At 74.1% G+C, this 20,900-nt stretch carries 19 protein-coding genes and 1 pseudogene; 13 read left to right on the forward strand and 7 right to left on the reverse strand.

Annotated elements, in window-relative coordinates; all coding sequences use genetic code 11:
- Positions 1-5: 5 nt before the first annotated feature.
- Both ACWHYA_RS14480 and ACWHYA_RS14485 read right to left on the reverse strand, forming a co-directional pair.
- A complete protein-coding gene (locus tag ACWHYA_RS14480; RefSeq protein ID WP_425942763.1) occupies positions 6-1,526 on the reverse strand; it encodes a WD40/YVTN/BNR-like repeat-containing protein in 1,521 nt (506 codons plus the stop codon).
- Positions 1,523-2,074: an RNA polymerase sigma factor gene (locus tag ACWHYA_RS14485; protein ID WP_426948832.1), complete on the reverse strand. Its 552-nt coding sequence runs from the start codon at positions 2,072-2,074 to the stop codon at positions 1,523-1,525. Before ACWHYA_RS14485 ends, ACWHYA_RS14480 begins: the two co-directional genes overlap by 4 nt.
- Positions 2,075-2,265: 191 nt before the next feature.
- Between ACWHYA_RS14485 and ACWHYA_RS14490 the strand changes: the two genes are divergently transcribed.
- Entirely contained in the window at positions 2,266-2,913 is a 648-nt protein-coding gene (locus ACWHYA_RS14490; RefSeq protein WP_425942765.1) for a nitroreductase family protein, read from the forward strand.
- On the opposite strand, the gene ACWHYA_RS14495 is transcribed toward ACWHYA_RS14490, so the two are convergent.
- A complete protein-coding gene (locus ACWHYA_RS14495; protein ID WP_425942766.1) occupies positions 2,910-3,947 on the reverse strand; it encodes a PfkB family carbohydrate kinase in 1,038 nt (345 codons plus the stop codon). The genes ACWHYA_RS14490 and ACWHYA_RS14495 overlap by 4 nt on opposite strands.
- A 101-nt stretch (positions 3,948-4,048) precedes the next feature.
- On the opposite strand from ACWHYA_RS14495, the gene ACWHYA_RS14500 reads away from it, so the two are divergent.
- A complete protein-coding gene (locus ACWHYA_RS14500) occupies positions 4,049-5,332 on the forward strand; it encodes an amidohydrolase (protein ID WP_425942767.1) in 1,284 nt (427 codons plus the stop codon).
- A gap of 22 nt (positions 5,333-5,354) precedes the next feature.
- On the opposite strand, the gene ACWHYA_RS14505 is transcribed toward ACWHYA_RS14500, so the two are convergent.
- Complete coding sequence (locus ACWHYA_RS14505; protein ID WP_425942768.1) at positions 5,355-6,092, reverse strand: 3-hydroxybutyrate dehydrogenase; 738 nt, start codon at positions 6,090-6,092, stop codon at positions 5,355-5,357.
- Between the two features lie 220 nt (positions 6,093-6,312).
- Here ACWHYA_RS14505 and ACWHYA_RS14510 point away from each other — a divergent pair, with 220 nt between their 5' ends.
- From ACWHYA_RS14510 to ACWHYA_RS14530, 5 genes are all read left to right on the forward strand, one after another.
- Positions 6,313-7,104: an ABC transporter ATP-binding protein gene (locus ACWHYA_RS14510; protein ID WP_425942769.1), complete on the forward strand. Its 792-nt coding sequence runs from the start codon at positions 6,313-6,315 to the stop codon at positions 7,102-7,104.
- Complete coding sequence (locus ACWHYA_RS14515; RefSeq protein ID WP_425942770.1) at positions 7,097-7,792, forward strand: ABC transporter ATP-binding protein; 696 nt, start codon at positions 7,097-7,099, stop codon at positions 7,790-7,792. Before ACWHYA_RS14510 ends, ACWHYA_RS14515 begins: the two co-directional genes overlap by 8 nt.
- Before the next feature lie 125 nt (positions 7,793-7,917).
- Entirely contained in the window at positions 7,918-9,168 is a 1,251-nt protein-coding gene (locus tag ACWHYA_RS14520; protein ID WP_425942771.1) for an ABC transporter substrate-binding protein, read from the forward strand.
- 76 nt (positions 9,169-9,244) lie between these two features.
- Positions 9,245-10,114, forward strand: a complete 870-nt coding sequence (locus tag ACWHYA_RS14525; RefSeq protein ID WP_425942772.1) for a branched-chain amino acid ABC transporter permease — start codon at positions 9,245-9,247, stop codon at positions 10,112-10,114.
- Positions 10,111-11,238 (forward strand): branched-chain amino acid ABC transporter permease, encoded by a 1,128-nt coding sequence (locus ACWHYA_RS14530; protein ID WP_425942773.1) that lies wholly within the window; start codon positions 10,111-10,113, stop codon positions 11,236-11,238. The genes ACWHYA_RS14525 and ACWHYA_RS14530 overlap by 4 nt, the downstream gene beginning before the upstream one ends.
- Before the next feature lie 25 nt (positions 11,239-11,263).
- On the opposite strand, the gene ACWHYA_RS14535 is transcribed toward ACWHYA_RS14530, so the two are convergent.
- Positions 11,264-13,219 (reverse strand): helix-turn-helix domain-containing protein, encoded by a 1,956-nt coding sequence (locus ACWHYA_RS14535; protein ID WP_425942774.1) that lies wholly within the window; start codon positions 13,217-13,219, stop codon positions 11,264-11,266.
- 37 nt (positions 13,220-13,256) lie between these two features.
- Positions 13,257-14,219, reverse strand: coding sequence for an ornithine cyclodeaminase family protein (locus tag ACWHYA_RS14540; RefSeq protein ID WP_425942775.1), 963 nt, complete (start codon positions 14,217-14,219; stop codon positions 13,257-13,259).
- Positions 14,220-14,353: 134 nt separating this feature from the next.
- On the opposite strand from ACWHYA_RS14540, the gene ACWHYA_RS14545 reads away from it, so the two are divergent.
- From ACWHYA_RS14545 to ACWHYA_RS14570, 6 genes and pseudogenes are all read left to right on the forward strand, one after another.
- The gene (locus tag ACWHYA_RS14545) at positions 14,354-16,129 is read left to right on the forward strand and encodes a cell wall-binding repeat-containing protein (RefSeq protein ID WP_425942776.1); all 1,776 of its coding nucleotides are present in this window, start codon (positions 14,354-14,356) and stop codon (positions 16,127-16,129) included.
- Between the two features lie 152 nt (positions 16,130-16,281).
- Positions 16,282-16,752 (forward strand): annotated as a pseudogene (locus tag ACWHYA_RS14550) (ATP-binding cassette domain-containing protein); the annotation flags it as partial.
- A 2-nt stretch (positions 16,753-16,754) separates the two neighbouring features.
- Positions 16,755-17,201 carry an ATP-binding protein DrrA1-3 family domain-containing protein gene (locus ACWHYA_RS14555; RefSeq protein ID WP_425942777.1) on the forward strand — a complete coding sequence of 149 codons (447 nt, stop codon included), beginning with the start codon at positions 16,755-16,757 and terminating at the stop codon, positions 17,199-17,201.
- Entirely contained in the window at positions 17,198-18,100 is a 903-nt protein-coding gene (locus ACWHYA_RS14560) for an ABC transporter permease (protein WP_425942778.1), read from the forward strand. The genes ACWHYA_RS14555 and ACWHYA_RS14560 overlap by 4 nt, the downstream gene beginning before the upstream one ends.
- Positions 18,101-18,118: 18 nt before the next feature.
- Positions 18,119-19,567 carry a WS/DGAT domain-containing protein gene (locus ACWHYA_RS14565; RefSeq protein WP_425942779.1) on the forward strand — a complete coding sequence of 483 codons (1,449 nt, stop codon included), beginning with the start codon at positions 18,119-18,121 and terminating at the stop codon, positions 19,565-19,567.
- Between the two features lie 126 nt (positions 19,568-19,693).
- Positions 19,694-20,278, forward strand: coding sequence for a pyridoxamine 5'-phosphate oxidase family protein (locus ACWHYA_RS14570; protein ID WP_425942780.1), 585 nt, complete (start codon positions 19,694-19,696; stop codon positions 20,276-20,278).
- Positions 20,279-20,345: 67 nt separating this feature from the next.
- Here ACWHYA_RS14570 and ACWHYA_RS14575 read toward each other — a convergent pair whose 3' ends face one another.
- Entirely contained in the window at positions 20,346-20,876 is a 531-nt protein-coding gene (locus tag ACWHYA_RS14575) for a hypothetical protein (RefSeq protein WP_425942781.1), read from the reverse strand.
- Between the last annotated feature and the right edge of the window lie 24 nt (positions 20,877-20,900).

The following is a 20,900-nucleotide window of genomic DNA, read 5'->3' on the forward strand; positions in this document are numbered from 1 at the left end:
CCCCATCATGGCAGGCCGTCGGGCAGCGGGAACGGGGGCTGCTCGGTCCAGGTCAGGCCGTCGTCCTCGCTCGTCCACCGGCCCGCCCCGTCCTCGCCGTCCGGCGTCTGCACGAAGACCGGGACGGTCCCCACCCGCAGCGACGTCCCGCCGTCCGCACGCAGCAGGGTGTCGACCCGGGTCGGCAGCCCCAGCGTCCGGTCCCAGCCGTCCTCCCCCGCCGAGGTCCAGACCGAGGTCCCGGTCGCCACGACCAGGCGCCGGCCGTCGTTGCTGGCCACGGCCAGGACCTCGCCGTCCGACGGTGCGGGGATCTCCTCCCAGGTGTCCCCACCGTCCGGGGACCGCCCGACGGTCCCGGACCCCAGGCACCAGGAGACCAGGCCGTCCTGGCTCTCCGGGGCGGTGGCCAGGCCGCAGCCGGGACGCTCCACCCGCGTGGCCACCTCCTCGCCGTCCTCGATCCGGTAGGCCACCCCCTCGTGGGTCAGCACCAGGTAGACCGCGTCGTAGGTGGCCTGCAGCGACAGCTGGGGCAACGGCCCGGGAGCTCCCCACCAGGTCGCCGGCAGGTCGTCGAGGACGATGTGCCGCCGGCCCTCGGTGGCGTCGTCGTCCTCGACGTCGGTGACCACGACCTCCAGGCAGCTCTCGGTGTCCTCCTCGCACCCCTGCGTCACGACCACGAGCGTGCTGCGGAAGACCTCCACCCTCATGACCCCCTCGCCGCGGGTCGGCACCGGGGTCCAGGTCAGCCCCGCGTCGTCGGAGCGCAGCAGCGCGGCGGAGGTCTCCCCCGCGGCGTCGGTCCCCGGACCGGCCGGGCTCCACACCCACACGCTGCCCGCACCCGAGACCGCGTCCTCGAAACCGGCGGCGGCCAGGTCCGCGCGGGCCGTCCAGGACCGGCCCTCTTCCTCGCTGACGGCCAGTCCGGGGCACGACGAGCCTTCGGCGTCCGCCGCGCAGGTCTGGTAGACGGCGCTCGTCACGCCGCCCTCGTCGCTGCTCGGCTCCTCGACCCGCCAGATCCCCCCGGACAGGTCGGCGGGCGGCAGCGTGACCGGGCCCGCCTCCCCGGTGCCGCCGTCCTCGCCGGCCCCCGCGTCCGTGCCGTCGCCGGGGTCGTCGGCCGTCGGACCGTCCCCCACCTCGCCGTCCTGGCCGGCACCACCGTCGGCACCTCCTTCACCCTCGCCCCCGTCCGTCGCGTCCGCGGTGTCCGTGCCCCGGGCGACGTCCCCCGGGGGGCCGGTGGAGACCACCGCGCCGTCGTCGCCGGGTCCCGCCGGCAGGGCGGGCTGGACGTCCCCGCCGCCCGTCCCCTGACCCACGAGCACGGCCATCGCCACCGCGGAGGCCGCCACGGCCCCGGCGAGGAACCACGCGCCGCGGGATCCGGGACGGCTCCGTGCCGCCCGCACGGTGATCTGCTCCCAGCTCTCCTCGTCGGCGGGGTGGTCGAGGACCCGGCGCCGGTGGGCGGCGAAGAAGTCCTCGACCTGGCGGTCGTCGCGCTCGGTCATCGGGCACTCTCCAGGGTCTGCGCGAGCCGGGCCCGCGCGTCGTGCAGGTCTCGCTTGACCGTCCCCTCGGCCTTGCCGAGCTGACGCGCGACCTCGCTCACGGTGAGGTCGCCGAAGTAGTGCAGCAGGACCGCCAGCCGCAGCCGGTCGGGCAGGGACCCGACCGCGGCCCGTACGGACAGCGTGAGCGCGGGGTCGGGACCGTGGGCGACCGCGGTCTCCGGGTCGGTGCCCCCGTGCAGCCGCAGGTAGGCGACCCGCTCGCGGCCCCGCTTGCGCCAGTGGTCCTTCACGAGGTTGCCCACCGTGGTGTAGAGCCACGGGCGCGGCTGGTCGACGTCGTCCCAGCTGCGCAGGAGGCGGACGAAGGCGTCGGTGGCCATGTCGTGGCCCAGGTCGGGGTCGCCGACGAGGTAGGAGGCCCAGCCCGCCAGCCGGCCGAAGTGCGCCAGGTAGACCGCCCGGACGTCCGCCTCGGCACTCCCGTCGCCGCCGTCCTCGACGCGGCTGACCGGCGGCGGCCGCAGCTCGCGCGTGATGATGCTCACGTCCTTCGGGACGCCGCGGGGGCCGCGACGGTTGGGTGTGACCTGCATCACCACCCCTCCCGTCCCCGGGCCGGACCTCGGAGCCGGGTCCGTCCGGCCCGCCGGGCCCGCCCCGACCGCACCTGATGGGCACGCACTCTGCCACGGCCCGGGCGGGGGCGCACGGGACGCGCCGTGCCACGATGCCGGGTATGGAGCTGCGCGAGGTGGTGCGACGGCGCCGCATGGTGCGGCGGTTCGACCCGGACCGACCGGTACCGCCCGAGGTGCTGGGACGGGTGCTCGACCACGCCCGACGGGGCCCGAGCGCCGGCTTCAGCCAGGGCACCGACCTGCTCGTCCTCTCCCGGCCCCAGGACGTGGACCGCTGGTGGCGCACGACCGTCCCGGGGTGGCCGGACCCGGGACCGGGACCGGCCCCCGACCGGTGGCTGCGGGGCGTCTCGACGGCCCCGTGCCTGGTGGTCCTGCTCTCCGACCCCGGGGCCTACCTGGACCGCTACGCCGAGCCGGACAAGGGCCGGGCCGACCGCGACCCCGCCGCCTGGCCGGTGCCGTGGTGGGACGTGGACACCGGGATGGCCGCCCTGCTCGCGCTGCTCACCGCCGTCGACGAGGGCCTGGGCGCGCTCCTCTTCGGCGTGCCCCCTGACCGCACGGACGAGGTGCGCGAGGCGTTCGGGATCCCGGCGGACCGGCGCCTGGTCGGCGTGGTGGCCCTGGGGTATGCCGTGCCGCGTCCCCCCTCGGGGTCGGCCCGGCGCGGCAGACGGCAGGTCGGGGAGGTCGTCCACGACGGACGGTTCGGCGTGCCGTGGTCCGGCCCGCCGACGTGCTAGCCCGGGCTGCCCGCCCGGTCCGCCACCCCGGTCCCGCTCCGGCGAGGGTCGGGCTGCGGGCCGGCGTGCGTCCCTGGCTGGGTGCCTGGGTGGGTGCCGGGGTGCGTGCTGCCGTCGTGCGCGCCCAGGAAGGCGTCCACCTCGGCGCGGGTCGGGGCGGTGGCCGGTCCCCGGCGCGTCACCTTGATGGCCCCGGCGGCGTTGGCCCGGCGGGCGGCCGTCACCCAGTCGGTGCCGAGGGCCCGCTCCGCGCAGAGCACGCCGGTGTGGGCGTCCCCGGCGCCGTTGGTGTCCACCGGGACCTGCGGGAACCCCGGCACGGTCGTCGTCTCCCCGTCGACGTGCACCACGCAGCCCTCGGCGCCGTCCCGGACCACCACCACGGCCCCGTCGGGCAGGTGCCCGGCGACGGCAGCCGCGGCGCGGGCGACGTCGCCGACCCCGGTGAGCTCCTCGGCCTCCAGGGCGTTGGAGGTCCACACGTGCGTCCTGGCGAGCACCCGGCTGCGGTGCTCGCCCGGCATCTCCGCCAGCGCCGCCCCCGGGTCGAGCACCACCTGCACGCCGTGCGGCAGCTGCTCGAGCCACGCCAGCAGCGGGTCGCGCGTCGGCGGGTAGAGGCTGTAGCCGGTGACGCAGACGAGGTCGCCGGCGACCGGCGCGCTGCGGGACAGCGATCGCCCGCTGACCCTCCGCTCCGCGCCGTAGGTGGTGATGAAGGTCCGTTCCGCCGTCGGCTCGACCAGCACCACGCAGATCCCGGTGTCCTCCTCCGCCACGGGCGCGTCCGTCAGGTGCACCCCCTCGGAGGTGAGGGCCTCCCGGACGAGGTCCCCGTTGGGTCCGGTGCCGTGGGCCCCGGCGTGGACGGCCCGGGCACCCGTCCGGGCGGCGGCGAGCAGGATGCTCACCGCTCCCCCGGCGTAGCGCTCCGCGGAGTGCGCGTTGACGTTGCCTCCGCGGACCGGCAGCCCGCCGACCTCCAGGACGACGTCGACGAGCGCCTGCCCGGTGTGGATCACCCGTGATGTCACCCGGACAGCCTGCCACGGGCTAGCGTCGGGACCACACCCGCACCACGGCGTCCCCGACCACCCGCCGTCCCCGACCACCCCCCGTTCCCCAGGAGGATCCTGTGAGCACCGCACCCCCGACGTCCGCCGTCGCCGAGGTCCTGTCCGGGCTGCCGGGGATCCGGCCCTGGCTGGAGGAGACCTACCGCTGGCTGCACGCGCACCCCGAGCTGTCGACGCAGGAGCACGGGACCGCCGCACGGGTGCTCGAGGAGGTGCGCGCGATGCCCGGCGCGCAGGACCTGGAGATCCTTGCCGGGGTCGGCGGGACCGGGGTGGCCGTCGTGGCCCACCACGGGGAGGGACCGACCGTGCTGGTGCGCGCCGACATGGACGGGTTGCCGGTCCGCGAGGACACCGGCCTGAGCTACGCCTCCACCGCGACGGCCACCACCGGGGAGGGGGGCACCGTGCCCGTCATGCACGCCTGCGGGCACGACACCCACGTGGCCACCCTGCTGGCGGCGCTGCGCCTGCTCCTGGCCGCCCCGGACTCCTGGGCCGGGACGCTGGTCGCCATCTTCCAGCCGGCGGAGGAGCAGTTCAACGGGGCCGAGGCGATGGTCGCCGACGGGCTCGTCGAGCGGCTCCCCAGGCCGGACGTCGCCTTGGGGCAGCACGTGCTGCCGGGCCCGGCGGGGTCGGTGCAGGTGGCGCCCGGGCCGATCATGGCCAGCTGCGACGACTTCCGGATCACCCTGCGCGGCAGGGGAGGCCACGGCTCGGCGCCGCACACGGCCATCGACCCCGTCGTCATGGCGGCCTCCCTCGTCGTGCGGCTGCAGACGATCGTCTCCCGTCAGGTGGCCCCGCGGGCGACGGCCGTGGTCACGGTGGGTCGGGTCGTGGCCGGCACGAAGACCAACATCATCCCCGAGACCGCCGTCGTCGAGGGCACGGTGCGCACCTACGACGACGAGGTGGCCCGGCGGTGCCTGGAGATCCTGGCCCGCACGGCGCGGGCCGAGGCCCACGCCTGGGGGGCGCCGGAGCCGCTCGTGGAGACCTTCGACCACCTCCCGGTCACCGACAACGACCCGGCGACGACGGACCGGGTCCGGGCGGCCCTGGCCGACGAGCTCGGCACGGACCAGGTCCGCGACTTCGAACCGGAGATGGGGTCGGAGGACTTCTCCGAGCTGCCGAACGCCTGGGGCGCGCCCTACTGCTACTGGGGCTTCGGCGCATTCGACGCCGCGCGGTGGGCGTCCTCGGAGGCCGCCGGGACGCAGGCCGAGGACTTCCCGGACAACCACGCTCCCCAGTTCGCCCCGGTGCTGCAGCCCACCCTCGACACCGGTGTGCGCGCGATGGTGGCCGCGACCATGGCCTGGCTGGGGCGCTGAGGGAGCGCCCGCACCCCGGAGGTCACTGGGCCGTCCATCCCCCGTCCATCGTGTAGGAGGTGCCGGTGACCATCCCCGCGTCGTCGCTCATGAGGAAGGAGGCCAGCGCGGCCACCTCGGTCGGCTCTACGAGCCGCTTGACCGGGGAACGGGTGAGCATGACCTTCTCCACGACCTCGGCCTCCGGGATCCCGTGGGTCGCGGCCTGGTCGGCGATCTGCTTCTCCACCAGCGGGGTGCGCACGTAGCCGGGGTTGAGGCAGTTGGACGTGACGCCGTGGGGCGCCCCCTCCAGGGCGGTCACCTTGGAGAGCCCCTCGAGCCCGTGCTTGGCCGAGACGTAGGCGGACTTGAAGGCCGAGGCCCTCAGCCCGTGCGCCGAGGAGATGTTGATGATGCGTCCCCAGCCGCGGGCGTACATGTGCGGGAGGGCGGCCCTGACCAGCAGGAACGGCGACTCCAGCATCAGCCGGTGGATGAGCCGGAAGTCCGCCGGGTCGTACTCGTGGATCGGCGCCACCCGCTGGATCCCGGCGTTGTTGACCAGGACGTCGCACTCCAGCCGCAGCTCCTCCAGGGCGCCGGTGTCGGAGAGGTCGACGACCCAGGACTCACCGCCGAGCGCGTCGGCGACCCGATCGGCCGCCGCGCCGTCGCGGTCGGCCACGATCACGCGCATCCCGTCCTCCGCGCTGCGACGGGCGATGGCCTCCCCGATGCCGCTGCCTCCACCGGTGACCAGCACGGTCCGTGTCGTCATCCCTGCTCGCTCCTCCTCCGACCCTGCCGGGTCCCCTGCGCCGCCGGCCGCCCCACGGGCGGTGGTCCTGGCCGGACGCCCGTCGTCGTAGGGCGTCGTCTCGAAGCATCGTGACCTGAACCAGTGTTCATGTCGATGCCCGAACCGCACATGCTGGACGAGGAAGTATGTGCCGCCACGACATAGGTTCGCCGTCGGTCGCTCCCTACGGTGGGGCGACATGAGCGCAGACCACGACGACGCCGACGGGCGGTCCACCCGGGCGGTGGCCCTGTCCGCCCGCGGACTCACCAAGGACTTCCGCGGCTTCCGGGCCGTCAAGGAGGTCGACCTCGACGTCGTCGAGGGAGAGGTGCACGCCCTGGTGGGCCCCAACGGCGCCGGCAAGACGACGTTGTTCAACCTCCTCACCGGCTTCCTCAAGCCGACCGCCGGCACGATCACGGTGCACGGCCGGGACATCACCGGCAAGGAGCCCGAGCAGATCGCCCACGAGGGGGTGGCCCGTTCCTTCCAGATCACCTCCCTCTTCGACAACCTCACCCCCCTCGAGCACGTCGAGCTGGCGCTCCAGGGCATGGCCGGCGGCGGGATGCAGTTCTGGCGCTCGGACCGGACCATGGCCCGGTTCCGGGACCGGGCCGACGAGCTCGTCGAGCAGGTGGGCCTGGCTCCGCTGGCCCACCGGCCCGCCGGCGAGCTCGCCTACGGGCAGAAGCGCGCGCTGGAGATGGCGCTCGTGCTCGCGCTGGACCCCTCGGTCCTGCTGCTGGACGAGCCCACGGCCGGGATGGGCCGCGAGGACGTGGAGCGCACCATCGAGCTGGTCCGGCGCATCGCCTCCGGACGCTCGGTCGTCTTCGTGGACCACAACATGCACGTGGTGGGCAGCCTGGCCGACCACGTGACGGTGCTCATGGCCGGCGAGGTCCTGGCCCGAGGCACCTACGACGAGGTGCGCACCGACGACCGGGTCGTCACCGCCTACCTCGGGGAGGACAGCCATGCTTGAGGTCAGGGGCCTGTCGGCCTTCTACGGGGACGCCCAGGCGCTGCACGGCGTCGACGTGCGCGTGGCGCCGGGCGAGGTGGTCACCCTCGTGGGTCGCAACGGCGCGGGCAAGTCCACCCTCCTGCGCTGCATCATGGGTCTGCACCGCGACGTCCGGGGCAGCATCCACCTCGACGGACAGGACGTCACGGCGGTACCGGCCCACCAGCGGGCCAGGCGCGGCCTGGGCTGGGTGCAGGACGACCGGGGCGTCTACGCCTCGCTCAACGTCGAGGAGAACCTCACCCTGCCACCGGTCACGAACCGTGAGACCGCCTGGTCGCTGGAGCAGGTCTATGAGGCCTTCCCGGTCCTGGCGGACCGCAGGCGGGCCCCCGGCACCACCCTCTCCGGCGGCGAGCAGCAGATGCTGGCCATCGCCCGCGTGCTGCGCACCGGAGCCACCATGCTCCTGCTCGACGAGCCGAGCGAGGGCCTGGCCCCGGTCATCGTCCAGCAGATCCGCGACATCCTCCTGCGGGTCAAGCAGGAGGGCACGACCGTGCTCCTCGTGGAGCAGAACGTGAAGTTCGCCTCCACCGTCGCCGACCGGCACTACGTGCTGGCCGAGGGGCAGGTGGCCGCCGACCTGGACAACGCGGAGTTCACCGCCCGCCAGGGCGAGCTGCTCGAGTACCTCGGCATGTGAGCCACCCGGCCGCACGCGCACCCCATACCCCCTCCACGTCCCCGTCCCACCCACGTCCCCGTCCGTCCCACGTCCCCGTCCCACCCATCCCCCGAACACCCGGGAACTCGAAGGAGAGAACACCCATGAACATCTCACGACTCGTGGCGACCGCCACCGTCACCGCCGGAGCCCTCGTGCTGTCGGCCTGCGGCAGCGGCGGCCCTGGCGGCGCCGACGGTGAGTTCACCGACGACAAGATCGTCCTCGCCGTGCTCAACGACGCCAGCGGCGTCTACAAGGACCTCTCCGGCCCCAACAGCGTGGTGGCCGTGGAGATGGCCGTGGCCGACTTCAAGGAGGAGTACGGCGAGGACGCGGTCGTCGAGGAGATCGAGGTCACCTCGGCCGACCACCAGAACAAGCCCGACGTGGCCAACACCAAGGCCCAGGAGCTCTACGACCGGGAGGGCGCCGACGTCATCCTCGACGTGCCCACCTCCTCGGCCGCCCTGGCCGTGGCCACCCAGGCCGCGGAGAAGAAGAAGCTCTTCATCGACATCGGTGCCGGCACCACCGCGCTGACCAACGACCAGTGCAACAAGTACACCTTCCACTGGGCCTACGACACCTACCAGCTCGCGAACACCACCGGCAAGACGGTCACCGAGAACGGTGGGACCGACTGGCAGATCATCTACCCCGACTACGCCTTCGGCCAGGACATGGACAAGTCCTTCACCGCAGCCGTCGAGGAGGCCGGCGGCACCGTCGGCGACCACGTCGCCACGCCGTTCCCGAACGACAACTTCACCACCTTCCTCACCCGGGCCGCCTCCGCCGAGCCGGACGTCATCGGCACCATGCAGGCGGGTGGCGACCTGATCAACCTGGTCAAGCAGTACAACGAGGGCGGCTACGCCGCCCAGGGGATCGACCTGGCCGTGGGCCTGATGTTCATCACGGACATCCACTCCCTGGGGGTCGAGGCCTTCGAGGGCGTCAACTTCGCCGAGGCCTGGTACTGGAACTTCGACGAGGAGAACCGCGCCTGGGCCGACCGGTTCATGGAGGAGACCGGCACCCGTCCGAGCTTCGCGCACGCGGCCAACTACTCGGCGGCGCTGCAGTACCTCAAGGCCGTGCAGGAGGAGGGCACCGACGACGCGGACGCGGTCGTGGCCAACTTCGAGGGCAAGGAGATCGAGGACGTCTTCCTGCGCAACGGCCAGATCCGGGCCGAGGACCACCGCGTGATCCACGACGTCTACCTCGCCCAGGTCAAGTCCCCCGACGCCGTCGAGGAGGAGTGGGACTACGAGGAGATCGTCAGCACGATCCCCGCCGAGGAGGCCTTCATGCCCCTGGAGCAGTCCACCTGCTCGATGGGCGACTGAGGCAGACCACCGCGGCCGGGCGCCCCGCACCACGCGGGTGCGGGGCGCCCGGCCCGTCCTTGCTCCAAGGAGAGCCATGAACGAGTTCCTGCAGTACACGATCCAGGGGCTGGCCGCCGGCAGCTTCTACGCCCTCGCCGCCCTCGGCCTGGCCATCATCTTCGGCGTGCTCGGCGTGGTGAACTTCGCCCACGGGGCCAGCTACATGCTCGGGGCGGTCGTCGCGGCGGTCCTGCTCGACCTGATCGGACTCAACTTCTGGATGGCCCTGCTGGTCGTGCCGGTCCTGATGTTCCTCTTCGGGATCGTCCTGGAGCGCCTGCTCATCAGTCGGCTGATCGCGCTGGACCCCCTCTACAACTTCCTGCTCACCTTCGGCCTGTCCCTGGTCCTGGTGGACCTGGTCAAGCGGCAGTACGGCGTCTCGGGCCTGCCCTACACGCGGCCGGAGATCCTCACCGGGCAGCTGACCCTCGGCGACGTACGGCTGCCGACCTACCAGGTGTTCGTGCTCGCCTTCTCCATCCTCGTCTGCCTGGCGGTGTGGCTGCTGATGACCCGCACCCGGATCGGGATGATCGTGCGCGCCTCCACCGAGAAGGCCGAGCTCACCCGCGCCCTGGGCGTCGACGTCAACCGGTGGGTCACCCCGGTGTTCGGGTTCGGGATCGCGCTCGCCGGCCTGGCGGGGGTGCTGGCCGCCCCCTTCAGGGCGATCACGGCCGACATGGGCTCCAGCTTCATCATCATCCTCTTCGCCGTCGTCGTCATCGGCGGCCTGGGCTCCATCGTGGGAGCCGTCGTGGCCGGCTTCCTCGTCGGCCTGGTCGAGGCCTATGGGCAGGCCTACGCCGCCTCCCTGTCCCAGATCGTCATCTTCGTCCTCATGGCCCTGGTCATCCTGCTGCGACCGGCCGGCCTGTTCGGACGGGAGGAGAACGCATGAGCACCACCGACACCACCGGGGCAGGCCGCCCCGCGACCGCGGAGGGGCCCGAGACGCCGCAGACCACCGGCGCCTCCGGACGCCTCCTGGGGCGCTCCACGACCCGCTGGGCGCTGCTGGCGGCCGGCCTGGTCGTCGCCGTGGCTCTGCCCTGGTTCATCTACCCGCCGATCGCGATGGACATCGCCGCCTGGGCACTGTTCGCGGTGGCCCTGGACCTGCTGCTGGGCTACGCCGGGCTGCTGTCCTTCGGGCACGCGGCGTTCTGGGGAGGCTCGGCCTATGTCGCGGGCCTCGTCGCCGTGGAGACGGGGGCGCCCTTCCCCGTCGCGGTCCTGGCCGGAGCGCTGTTCGCGATGCTGCTCGCGCTGCCCATCGGGCTGCTCTCGGTGCGCCGCAGCGGGATCTACTTCGCGATGGTCACCCTGGCCTTCGCGCAGATGCTCTTCTTCATCGTCAACCAGTGGCGCGGGGTCACGGGGGGCGAGAACGGCCTGCAGGGCGTCCCGGCCTCCTTCTTCGGCATCGAGGCGGTCGAGAGCGACGCGTTCTGGTTCTACTACGCCGCCCTGCCGATGGTCCTGGCCGGCATGTGGTTCGCCTGGCGCGTGGTGCACTCCCCCTTCGGCCGGGTCCTCGTGGCCACGCGGGACAACCCCGCCCGTGCCCGCGCCCTGGGGTATGACGTGGAGCGCTACCGGGTGATGGTGTTCGTCATCTCCGCCGGCCTGGCCGGCCTGGCCGGCGGGCTCTTCGCCATCAGCCACGGCTTCGTCTCGCTGCAGGAGGTGTCCTGGCAGACGTCGGGCAAGGTGGTGCTCATCACGGTCCTGGGCGGCATCGGCACCCTCTGGGGCGCCGTGATCGGCGCCTTCATCATCGTCATCCTGGAGGACCGGCTCGCCAGCTCCGGCTTCGACGGGATCGGCATCATCACCGGGTCGGTGTTCATCGTCGTGGTGCTCCTCTTCCGCCGCGGCGTCTGGGGCACCGTCACCGACGCCCTGGCCCGGCGACGCTCGCGCCCGTACGGCGAGGAGCCGCCGACCGCGGCGGACGGAACGGCCGACGGGACGGCCGACCACCGGGCCGTCGCCCCCGGCGACCACGGACGGGACGGCTGAGCCCTCGGGTCCTCGACGGCCAGGCTCAGCGCCCGGTCGGCAGCACCGGGAGCACGTGCAGCAGGCGCAGCGCCAGCCCCATCTCCAGCAGCCGGTCGGGAGCCTGCCACCCGGCCCCGAGCAGGCGGCCGACCCGGTCCAGCCGCTGGGACACGGTGTTGGGGTGGATGTGCAGCCGCTCGGCGGTCCGTCCCAGGTGCCGGTCCTCGGCCAGCCAGGCCTCGAGCGTCCCGGCCAGGTCGGTGCCCCGCAGCTCGTCGTAGTCCAGGACGGGGCCGAGGCGGGCACGGACGTGCTGCGCCGGGTCCCCGCGACCCAGGAGCAACCCCACGAAGCCCAGGGCCTCCGGGTCTGCCACCTCGCCCCTGCGGCCCAGCGCGAGCAGGGCCTCCAGGCACCGGGTGGCCTCGTGGTAGGCGGTCCGCAGGCCCGCCGGGCCCCCGGCCGGACCGGCCGCCCCGACGGTGGGCAGGCTGCGGCCCAGGGTGCGGGGCACGCCCGGTCGAGCACCGCGGCGTCCCCGCCCGGCGGGTGACCCCGGGGCGCCGTCGGACCCACGTCCGACCGGACCACGCGCCGAGGCCCGGTCCAGGAGCTCGCGGCCGGCCTCGACCGGGGTGAGCTCGGGCAGCGCGACGACCAGCCGGTCGCCGACCTCGACGGCCAGGCCGGAGCGGGCGCCCGCGAGGTCGCCGGCCAGCTGCACGAGCTGGGGGTCGGCGCCGTCGACGACCAGGACGGCGTGCTCGCGGTTGAGGTCGGTCCCCAGCTGGGTGGCGCGGGCGGTGAGCGCACCGTCGCCGGCCCGGCCGACGAGGAGGTCGAGCAGCAGGTCTCCCCGCAGCCTGCTCTGGCTCTCGGCCACGCTGCGGTGGACCACCATGATCAGCGCTGCGGTGGTGGCGGCCCGCTCCAGGATGCGGCGGGCGACGTCGTCGAGCTCCTCGGCCACCACGACCGCGGCGAGCGGGGCCCCGCCCGCCCACACGGGAGCCACGCTGGCACCCTCCCCGACCACCGTGCGGTTGTCCTGCAGCGACCGTCGGGCGAGGTCCAGGAGGGCCTCGTCCGGGGTGGTCCCCGGATCGCTGGCGGCCAGCACCGCGCCGCGGGCGTCGACCACCGCGACGGTCTGGCCGAGCACCGCCTGCAGCTCGCCGGCGACGTCCTGGAGCGAACCTCCCTGCAGGACCACCCCGGTGAGCCGGTCGTGGGCCGCGGTCGCGAGCTGGACCCCCTCGACGTTGGCGCGCAGCAGGTCGGAGGTGCGCCGCAGGTCGGCCAGCGCCTGGTGGGTCTCCTCGTTGCGCCGGGCGTTGTCGATCGCGACCGCCGCGTGGCCGGCGAAGCTGGAGAGCAGGTCCACGTCCTCGCGGCCGAAGGGACGGGCGTCGTGGTTGGCGGCGTAGAGGACGCCGATGACCGTCCTGCCCAGGATCAGCGGGACCCCGAGGATCGCCGTGATCTCCTCGGCGGCGACGGCGCCGTCGATCGTGCGCGTGTGCGCGAACCGCTCGTCGGCGAAGTAGTCGTCGGTGGAGTACGGGCGGGCCGTCTGGGCGACCAGGCCCCCCAGGCCCTCCCCGAAGGGCAGCCGCACGTTGCGGAACTGCTCGGTGTGGATCCCCTGGGTGATCCGCATGTAGGTCTCCCCCGCCTCGTCGTCGTTGAGGGAGAGGTAGGACACGTCGCAGGCCAGGAGGGTGCGGGCCCGTCGCACGATCGCGTCGAGCACGTCGTCCAGGTCCTTGAGCGCCGCGAGGTCCGCCACCGTCTCGAACAGCGCCGACAGCTCGGACTCCCGGCGTCGGCCCAGGTCGCGCAGCCCCCGGGCGCGCGACGCCAGCTCGTGCACCCGCCGGGCGTGCGCGGGGTCCACCCCGTCCTCCGCGGCCCGGGCCAGCACGGACTCGAAGTCCGCCCTCGGACGGTCCTCGGCGAGCAGCGCCAGGTAGCGCTCGGCGGAGCGGTCGGTGGACATGGGACGACTGTAGGGGCGAGGGAGCCTCGTCCCGGCGTCAGCCCGCCGGGGCGCGACCCTCCCCCGGCGCGGCCTGCTCCCAGACCAGCGTGGCGGCGGCCAGGTCCTCCAGGGCCGTGCCGACCGACTTGAAGACCGTCGTCACCTCCTCGCTCCGACGACCGGGACGTCGGCCGCGGACCAGGTCGGCCAGCGTCGCCACGGCGTCGTCCGGCGCGAGCCGTCCGCGGCGGGCGGGCCCGACGAGGTCCCCCGCCTCCTCGAAGGCCTCCATGACGTCGACGTAGAGCTCCGCGGAGGTGATCAGCTCCTCGTCGGCCTCGACCATCTCGGGCGTGAACGCCCCGATGAGGTCGACGTGGGCGCCGGGGCGCACGTCCCGGCCGTGGACGAGCGGGCTCGTCGCCGACGTCGCCACCGTGACCACGTCCGCCGTCCGCACCGCGCCGTCGAGGTCGTCCACGACCTCGGTCCGCACCCCCTCGGCGCGCAACCGGGCGACGAGGTCCTCCGCCCGGTCGCGGCGGCGCGCCCAGACCCGGGTCAGCCCGACCTGCCTCACCCGGGCGTAGCAGGCGGGGACCGCGGCCATCACGTTGCCGGCCCCCACGAGCAGGTGCTCGTCCACCTGTCGGGGGGCGAGGTGGTCGGCCGCGAGGGCGCTGGCCGCGGCGGTGCGCCACCGGGTCAGCTCGGTGCCGTCGAGGACGGCCAGGGGTCGCCCGGTGCCGGCGTCGGCCAGCAGGTAGGACCCGTAGATGCCCGGCAGCCCCGCCCGCCCGTTCTGCGGGTAGTGACCCACGACCTTGACCCCGAGGTAGCCGCCCCGTCGCCACGCCGGCATGAGCAGGAGCGTGGCAGCGAGGTCGGGATCGACGGTGTGGTGGGTGCGGGCGGGAGCCTCGACCCCGTCCACGTCCCGGAAGGCGTTCCGCAGCGCTTCGAGCAGAAGGTCCGGAGGGAGGTGGTCACGGACCCGGGCGGCGTCGAAGACCTGCATGGTGGCCAGCCAACCACAGCACAGAGAGTGACCTGGATCACACCGGCGCCGGCTGCACCTTCCGTCCGGGCGGCGCGACACTGGTGTACGGGGCACGCGTCCGGCGCGCCCCGCCGGGAGCACAGGAGCTCGCCATGGCACGCCACCGCCGCCTCGCCGTCGCCGTCACCGCCGCGATCGCCCTGGTGGTGGGGCCGGGGGTCGCCGCGGAGACGGGGGTCATGACCCCGTCCGCCCCGTCCTCCCCCGTCATCGCGTCCTCGTCCGCCGAGGCCACGGTCCAGGCCCCCACGATCCAGGACGGCGACCTGGCCTTCCGCGTGGAGCGGCACAGCGGGACCGACCGCTACGCCACGGCCGCCGCCGCGAGCCGCCGGTTCGTGGCGGCCGGGACCCCGGTCGCCTACGTCGCGAGCGGCGTCAACTTCCCCGACGCCCTGTCCGCAGGCCCCGCCGCCGCCCTCACCGGCGGACCGGTGCTCTTCGTGCGCCCCGACGGCGTCCCCTCGGCCACCCGCAGCGAGATCACCCGGCTGCGCCCGGGCCGCATCGTCGTCGTGGGCGGGACCGCCGCGGTCTCCGACGCCGTCCTGACCGAGCTGCGGTCCCTGACCACGGCGCCGGTCAGCCGCATCGGCGGGACCGACCGCTGGGCGGTCTCGGCCGCGATCAGCCGCGCCAGCCGGCCGACCGGTGCCGACACCGTGTGGGTCGCCTCGGGCAGGTCGTTCCCGGACGCGCTCACCGCGGGGCCGGCGGCGATCGTCATGGACGGTCCGGTCCTGCTCACGGACACCGACGGCCTGCCCTCGGCCGTCCGCACCGAGATCCAGCGCCTCGCCCCGACCCGCATCCTGCTCGCCGGGGGTCCGGTCGCGGTGCCCGAGACCGTGGCGGCCCAGCTGCGCGAGCTGGCCCCGGTCGAGCGGGTCTACGGCACCGACCGCTTTGCCACCGCGCTGGCCGTCTCCCGACGGGCCTTCGGCGTCGCCCGCCCGGGGGTCGTCCTCGCCAGCGGGCTGGACTTCCCCGACGCCCTCTCGGCCGGGCCGCTCACGGCATACACCCGTGGTCCGATCATGCTGGCCCGGACGACGAGCCTGCCCTACGCCGGCGACCTGGACCGGACCACTCCTCGGACCGCGCACCTGGTCGGCGGACCGGTGGCGATGAGCATGGAGGTCGCCAAGGCGGCGCAGCGCGAGCGCGGCGTCTGCTGGGCCGGTCCGGACTACACGGGCGGCACCGCCGAGGTGCTGCGCACCGTGGGCGGGACCACCACCCGCAAGATCGCCTTCACCCTCGACATGGGCGGCCGGCTGGACGGCGCCCAGGAGATCGTCGACATCCTGCTGGCCAACCAGGTGTGCACCACCTTCTTCCCGACGAGCATCATGGCCCAGACCACGGAGGGCAGGGCGATCATGGCCAGGATCGCCGCCAACCCCCACCTGTTCGAGCTCGGCAACCACACCGTGCACCACTGCGACCTCGTCAACGGCGGGGGCGGCTCGCCCAGCAGCACCCCCTGCCAGGTGCCGATGACGTCCACCTTCATCAGGTCCGAGCTGACCACGGCGGAGTCGGTGCTGCTGAGGCAGACCGGCATGTCGACCAAGCCCTACTGGCGCCCGCCCTACGGCTCGACCAACCAGTTCGTGCAGGACCAGGCCACGGCGGTCGGCTACCCCAAGACCGTCATGTGGGCCCGCGACACCATCGACTGGGACCCGGCGACGACCACGGCCCAGATCGTGGCCCGCACCACCAGCCCGCTGCCGACCTCCGGGTCGATCGTGCTGGCCCACCTCGGCGGCTTCCGCACCCCGGACGCCCTGCCGGAGATTATCCGGGTCCTGCGGGCCAACGGGTACACGATGACCACCGTGTCGGACATGCGCGACGGGTGATCGACCACGGCCGGGTCCCCGGGACGGAGGCCGTCCCGGGGACCCGTCGGTCCTGGTGACCGGGGTCTGTCGGTGGCGGTCCCTATCCTTGGCCGGTGGCCATCATCGAGGCGCGCGACCTGCGCAAGACCTACCGCTCCCGCAGCGGCGACGTGCACGCCCTGGACGGGCTGACGCTCAGCGTCCCCGAGGGGACGGTCAAAGGTCTGCTCGGACCCAACGGCGCGGGCAAGACGACGACCGTCAAGGTGCTCAACACGCTGATCCGGCCCGACTCCGGCCAGGCCGAGGTCGACGGGATCGACGTGCTGGCACACCCCGGCCGGGTGCGCGAGGTCATCGGTGCCAGCGGGCAGTACGCCGCGGTCGACGAGAACCTCACCGGCCTGGAGAACCTGGAGATGGTCGGGCGGCTCTACCACCTGGGCACCCGGCGGGCGCGGGCGCGGGCCCGCGAGCTGGTCGACGCGTTCGACCTCACCGACGCCGGCGACCGTCCGGTCAAGGGGTTCTCCGGAGGGATGCGGCGCCGCATCGACCTGGCGTGCGCGCTGGTGAACACCCCCCGGGTCCTCTTCCTCGACGAGCCCACCACGGGCCTGGACCCCCGCAGCCGGCTGGGTCTGTGGCAGGTGATCAAGGACCTCGTCGGTGGCGGCACCACCGTGCTGCTGACCACCCAGTACCTCGAGGAGGCCGCCACCTGGCCGACCACATCAGCGTCGTCGACCACGGCCGCGTCATCGCCGAGGGCACCGCCGACGAGCTCAAGGCGGAGCTGGGCGGGCACCGTCTGGTCGTCACCCTGGTGGACGCCTCCGACGCGCACGCCGCCGAGAGCATTTTGGCCCGGCACGGCTCCGGCGAGGTGCGGCGGGACGCGGCCGGGCGCACCCTGGACGTCCCGGTGGACACCGGTCCGGCCGCGCTGCAGCGGGTCCTGGCCGACCTGTCCGAGGCGGACGTGCGGCTGCACGACGCGGGCATGCGCCGCCCCACCCTGGACGACGTCTTCCTCACCCTCACCGGCCGGGAGCACGCCGACGAGACCGAGAGCGAGCAGAGCGCATGAGCACGACCGTCACCACCACCGGAGCCGACGGGGCCGCCGGCCCCGACCGGGCCACGCACCCCGCCTCCCCGACCTCCACCGGTCCCGGTGACGCACCGCAGGGCCTCATCGCCACCTGGGCGTCCGACGGGTGGACGGTCACCTGGCGCAACCTGCTCAAGCTGCGCCGCAACCCCGAGATGCTCGTCTTCGCGGTGCTCCAGCCGATCATGTTCGTCCTGCTCTTCAGCCAGGTCTACGGCGGGTCCATCCAGATCGACGGCGGCAACTACACCGAGTACCTCATGGCGGGCATCTTCGGCCAGACCGTGCTCTTCGGCTCCACCTTCAGCGGCTACCAGATGGCGCAGGACCTCAAGGAGGGGCTGATCGACCGGTTCCGGACGTTGCCGATGCACCCGTCGGCGGTGCTCTTCGGCCGGACCAACGCCGACCTGGTCCTCAACGCCATCTCGATGGTCATCATGATCGCCACCGGCGCCCTGGTGGGGTGGCGCTTCCACGACGGGTGGCCCTCCTTCCTGGCCGGCGTGGGCATCCTGCTGCTGTTCAGCTACGCCTTCAGCTGGGTCATGACCCTCATCGGGATCGTCGTCCGCACCCCGGAGGTCATCAACAACGCCTCCTTCATGATCCTCTTCCCCCTGACGTTCATCTCCAACGCGTTCGTCCAGGCGTCCAACCTGCCGCGCCCCCTCGAGGTGTTCGCCAACTGGAACCCGGTCTCGGCCCTCGTCCAGGCCGCCCGGCAGCTCTTCGGCAACACCGGCACCGCGCCGGTCGCCGACACCTTCCCGATGCAGCACCCGGTGCTGACCGTCCTCGTGGGGTCGGCCGTGATGCTGGCCGTCTTCGTCCCGCTCGCGGTCTCCCGCTTCCGGCAGGCCTCGTCCCGCTAGCGGGAGCACACTGGTGCTGTGGGAGGACACCGGGGACCGGCCCCCTGGCGGGTCCGCGTCCGCGGGCCCGCCACCCTCGAGCGCCTGAGCGCCGCGGACGCCTCCAACGTCGTCCTCGACGCCCCGGACCAGGTCAACGCATTCCTGCTGGCGGGTCTGCTGGCACCCGGTGGCTGGGTGCCGCCGGGAGGTGTGCCGGATCTCGACCAGCTCCGGGCCGTGGTCGCCGAGCGCATCGGTGACCACCCGTCCGGACCGACCGGCCCACCGAGCCAGGACGGCGCGACCGACCCACCCAGCACGTCCACGCAGCCCGGGTCGACCGGGTCGACCGGGCCGTTGCGCAGATTCTCCCAGCGGGTGGTCCGGAGGCGTCGCCAGCTCGTGTGGGAGCCGTGCGAGCCCGACCTGCGGTGGCACGTCCGGGCGGTCGCTCCGGTGGACGGGTCGGTCGGGATGGCGCAGCTCTGCGCCGCGCTGATGACGCAGCAGGTCGACCCGGACCGGCCGTTGTGGGAGCTGCTGGTCGTGCCGGGTGCCGCCACCGACGCCCCGGGCCTGGTCCTGCGGGTCCACCACGCGGTCGCCGACGGGGCCGTCGGCGTGCAGATGCTCGGGGCGCTCCTCGACCCGGGGCGGCCGGTGCACGCGGCGCAGGCACCGCCAGTGCACGCGGCGCAGGCACCGCCGGTGCACGCGTCGCAGGCACCGCCGGTCCCCGCCGTGCCCACCCGCCGCCGGATCCGGCTCCGGCCGGACGTCTGGCTCACCGGTCTGAGACGGGTCACCGCCGTCCTGCGCGCGACCGTTCCTGCGACGGTCCTGCTCGGGCCGATCGGCCCGCACCGCGGGGTCGCGTTCGCGGAGGTGGACCTCGCCCCTCTGGCCCGCGCCGCCCGCGGGGCCGGGGCCACGGTCAACGACGCGCTGCTCGCGGCGGTCTGCGTCGCCACCGAGCACGCCCTCGCCGTCGCTGGTCAGCCGGTGCCTCCGGTGCTGCCCGCGAGCGTGCCGGTCGTGCTGCCGGACCACCGCGGATCGGGCAACGCGGTCGGCGTCATGCTCGTCGACCTGCCGACGGGCGAGCAGGACCCCGGCCGTCGCCTGGCCGCCGTCGCCGCCAGGACGTCCGCGGCCAAGGCCGACGCCCGCGCGCAGGGGACCTTCGAGCTCACGCGGACGCGGTGGGGCGCCCGGCTGTTCGCCCGGCTGGCCCGCCGCCAGCACTTCGTCGCGCTCTTCGTGACCAACGTCCGCGGTCCCCAGGAGGAACTGTCCCTCGGCGGCGCCCCCCTGGTGCGGGCCTGGCCGGTCACCCCCCTCCAGGGGAACGTGCGGCTGGGCGTCAGCGCGCTGTCCTACGCCGGGCGTCTGGGCTGCACGGTCCACGTCGACGGCGACGTCCTGGGGGCGGACGTGCTCGCCCGCACCCTGCAGGAGCAGCTGCAGGAGCATCCTGCTGGTTGAGGGCCGTGACCCGCTGTGTCCCCCGGCGACGGGAAGCACGTCGCGGACCGCTGGCGCGGACCTCGCACGCGGACGGCGCGGAGCCGGGCCCTTCCCCCGTCGGCGGCACGGGGCTACGGTCGACGGATGGACGTCGCGCCCGCCGCCGACCGACCGGCACTGCCCGAGGGGTACGGCCTCCCCGCCTCCACCGAGGGGCTGCTGGACTGGGCCACGGTCGAGGAGCGGCTGCGGGCGGCGAGGCACTACTGGCTCAGCAGCGTCCGGCCGGACGGTCGCCCGCACTCCGTGCCGCGCTGGGGGGTGTGGCTGGAGGGCCGGTTCTGGTACGACGGTGCACCCACCACCCGGCACACGCGCAACGTGGAGCGCAACCCAGCCGTCACCCTGACCCTGGAGAGCGGCACCGAGGTCGTCATCGTCGAAGGGGAGTCGCAGGCGACCCGGGCCGACCCGGACGGGCTCGGGCCGCGGCTGGCGGAGGCGTTCGGGAAGTATGCCGGTGCCGGCTACTCCCCCGACGCGGACTCCTGGTCCGGAGACGACGGCGGAGGTCTGCGGGTGATCACCCCGCACCTCGTGCTGGCCTGGTTCGACTTCCCCACGGACTGCACCCGCTTCAGGTTCGCCGGGCCGGCGGCATCCCCGGAGCCGACCTCCTCTCCCGGGTCCCCCGCCTCTGCCGCGTCCCCCGCCTCTCCGGAGGCCTGAGCGGAGCCGACCTCCTCGCCCGCGTCCCCCGCCTCTCCGCAGGCCTGAGCGGAGCCGACCGTGGCGCTCAGGGCTGCGGCCAGCTGGCCACCGTGCCGAGGTGGGCGAGCAGCACCCACGTCCCCTCGACGGTCACGTCATAACCCGCACCGGCCAGGTGGAGCCGCCACCGCGCGTGGGGGTCCTTGGGCCACCTCCCCGCGCGCCCCAGCGGACGGGCCTCGACGAGCCTCCACCGGCGCAGCGGCAGGTCCAGGTCGACCGGGTCCGTGTCGCTCGGATGGGCGTCGAGGGTGAGGCCACCGGTCCGTACGCTGGCCCGCCACGGTCCGCGACCGTCCGGAAGGCCCGGCCCGGTCCCCCGCAGCAGGACCCGACCCAGGGGATCGGTGCCGACCCTGGGATCCAGCCGGTCCAGGTCGCCCACCGCGGTGATGCCCGTGCCCCCGGACCCCGTCTGCCCGGCCGCGCCCAGGGTCTGCAGCAGCACGGCGGCCAGGTGACCGGCCCACCGTCCGACCCGTGTCCCGGGCCCGGCAGGCACGACCGTCCAGGCGACCCTGCCGGACAGCCGCTGCCCCTCCCCGTCCACGGTCATGCGGGGAGTCTGGCACGGTGCCCA

Source organism: Ornithinimicrobium carbonis (assembly GCF_977012275.1).

Excerpts from the sequence above, each read along its gene's own strand:
- ACWHYA_RS14520 (WP_425942771.1), top strand. The coding sequence starts at position 7,918 with ATGAACATCTCACGACTCGTGGCGACCGCCACCGTCACCGCCGGAGCC.
- ACWHYA_RS14560 (WP_425942778.1), top strand. The coding sequence starts at position 17,198 with ATGAGCACGACCGTCACCACCACCGGAGCCGACGGGGCCGCCGGCCCC.
- ACWHYA_RS14480 (WP_425942763.1), bottom strand. The coding sequence starts at position 1,526 with ATGACCGAGCGCGACGACCGCCAGGTCGAGGACTTCTTCGCCGCCCAC.
- ACWHYA_RS14515 (WP_425942770.1), top strand. The coding sequence starts at position 7,097 with ATGCTTGAGGTCAGGGGCCTGTCGGCCTTCTACGGGGACGCCCAGGCG.
- ACWHYA_RS14525 (WP_425942772.1), top strand. The coding sequence starts at position 9,245 with ATGAACGAGTTCCTGCAGTACACGATCCAGGGGCTGGCCGCCGGCAGC.
- ACWHYA_RS14490 (WP_425942765.1), top strand. The coding sequence starts at position 2,266 with ATGGAGCTGCGCGAGGTGGTGCGACGGCGCCGCATGGTGCGGCGGTTC.
- ACWHYA_RS14540 (WP_425942775.1), bottom strand. The coding sequence starts at position 14,219 with ATGCAGGTCTTCGACGCCGCCCGGGTCCGTGACCACCTCCCTCCGGAC.
- ACWHYA_RS14575 (WP_425942781.1), bottom strand. The coding sequence starts at position 20,876 with ATGACCGTGGACGGGGAGGGGCAGCGGCTGTCCGGCAGGGTCGCCTGG.
- ACWHYA_RS14505 (WP_425942768.1), bottom strand. The coding sequence starts at position 6,092 with ATGACGACACGGACCGTGCTGGTCACCGGTGGAGGCAGCGGCATCGGG.
- ACWHYA_RS14535 (WP_425942774.1), bottom strand. The coding sequence starts at position 13,219 with ATGTCCACCGACCGCTCCGCCGAGCGCTACCTGGCGCTGCTCGCCGAG.
- ACWHYA_RS14530 (WP_425942773.1), top strand. The coding sequence starts at position 10,111 with ATGAGCACCACCGACACCACCGGGGCAGGCCGCCCCGCGACCGCGGAG.
- ACWHYA_RS14545 (WP_425942776.1), top strand. The coding sequence starts at position 14,354 with ATGGCACGCCACCGCCGCCTCGCCGTCGCCGTCACCGCCGCGATCGCC.
- ACWHYA_RS14510 (WP_425942769.1), top strand. The coding sequence starts at position 6,313 with ATGAGCGCAGACCACGACGACGCCGACGGGCGGTCCACCCGGGCGGTG.
- ACWHYA_RS14570 (WP_425942780.1), top strand. The coding sequence starts at position 19,694 with ATGGACGTCGCGCCCGCCGCCGACCGACCGGCACTGCCCGAGGGGTAC.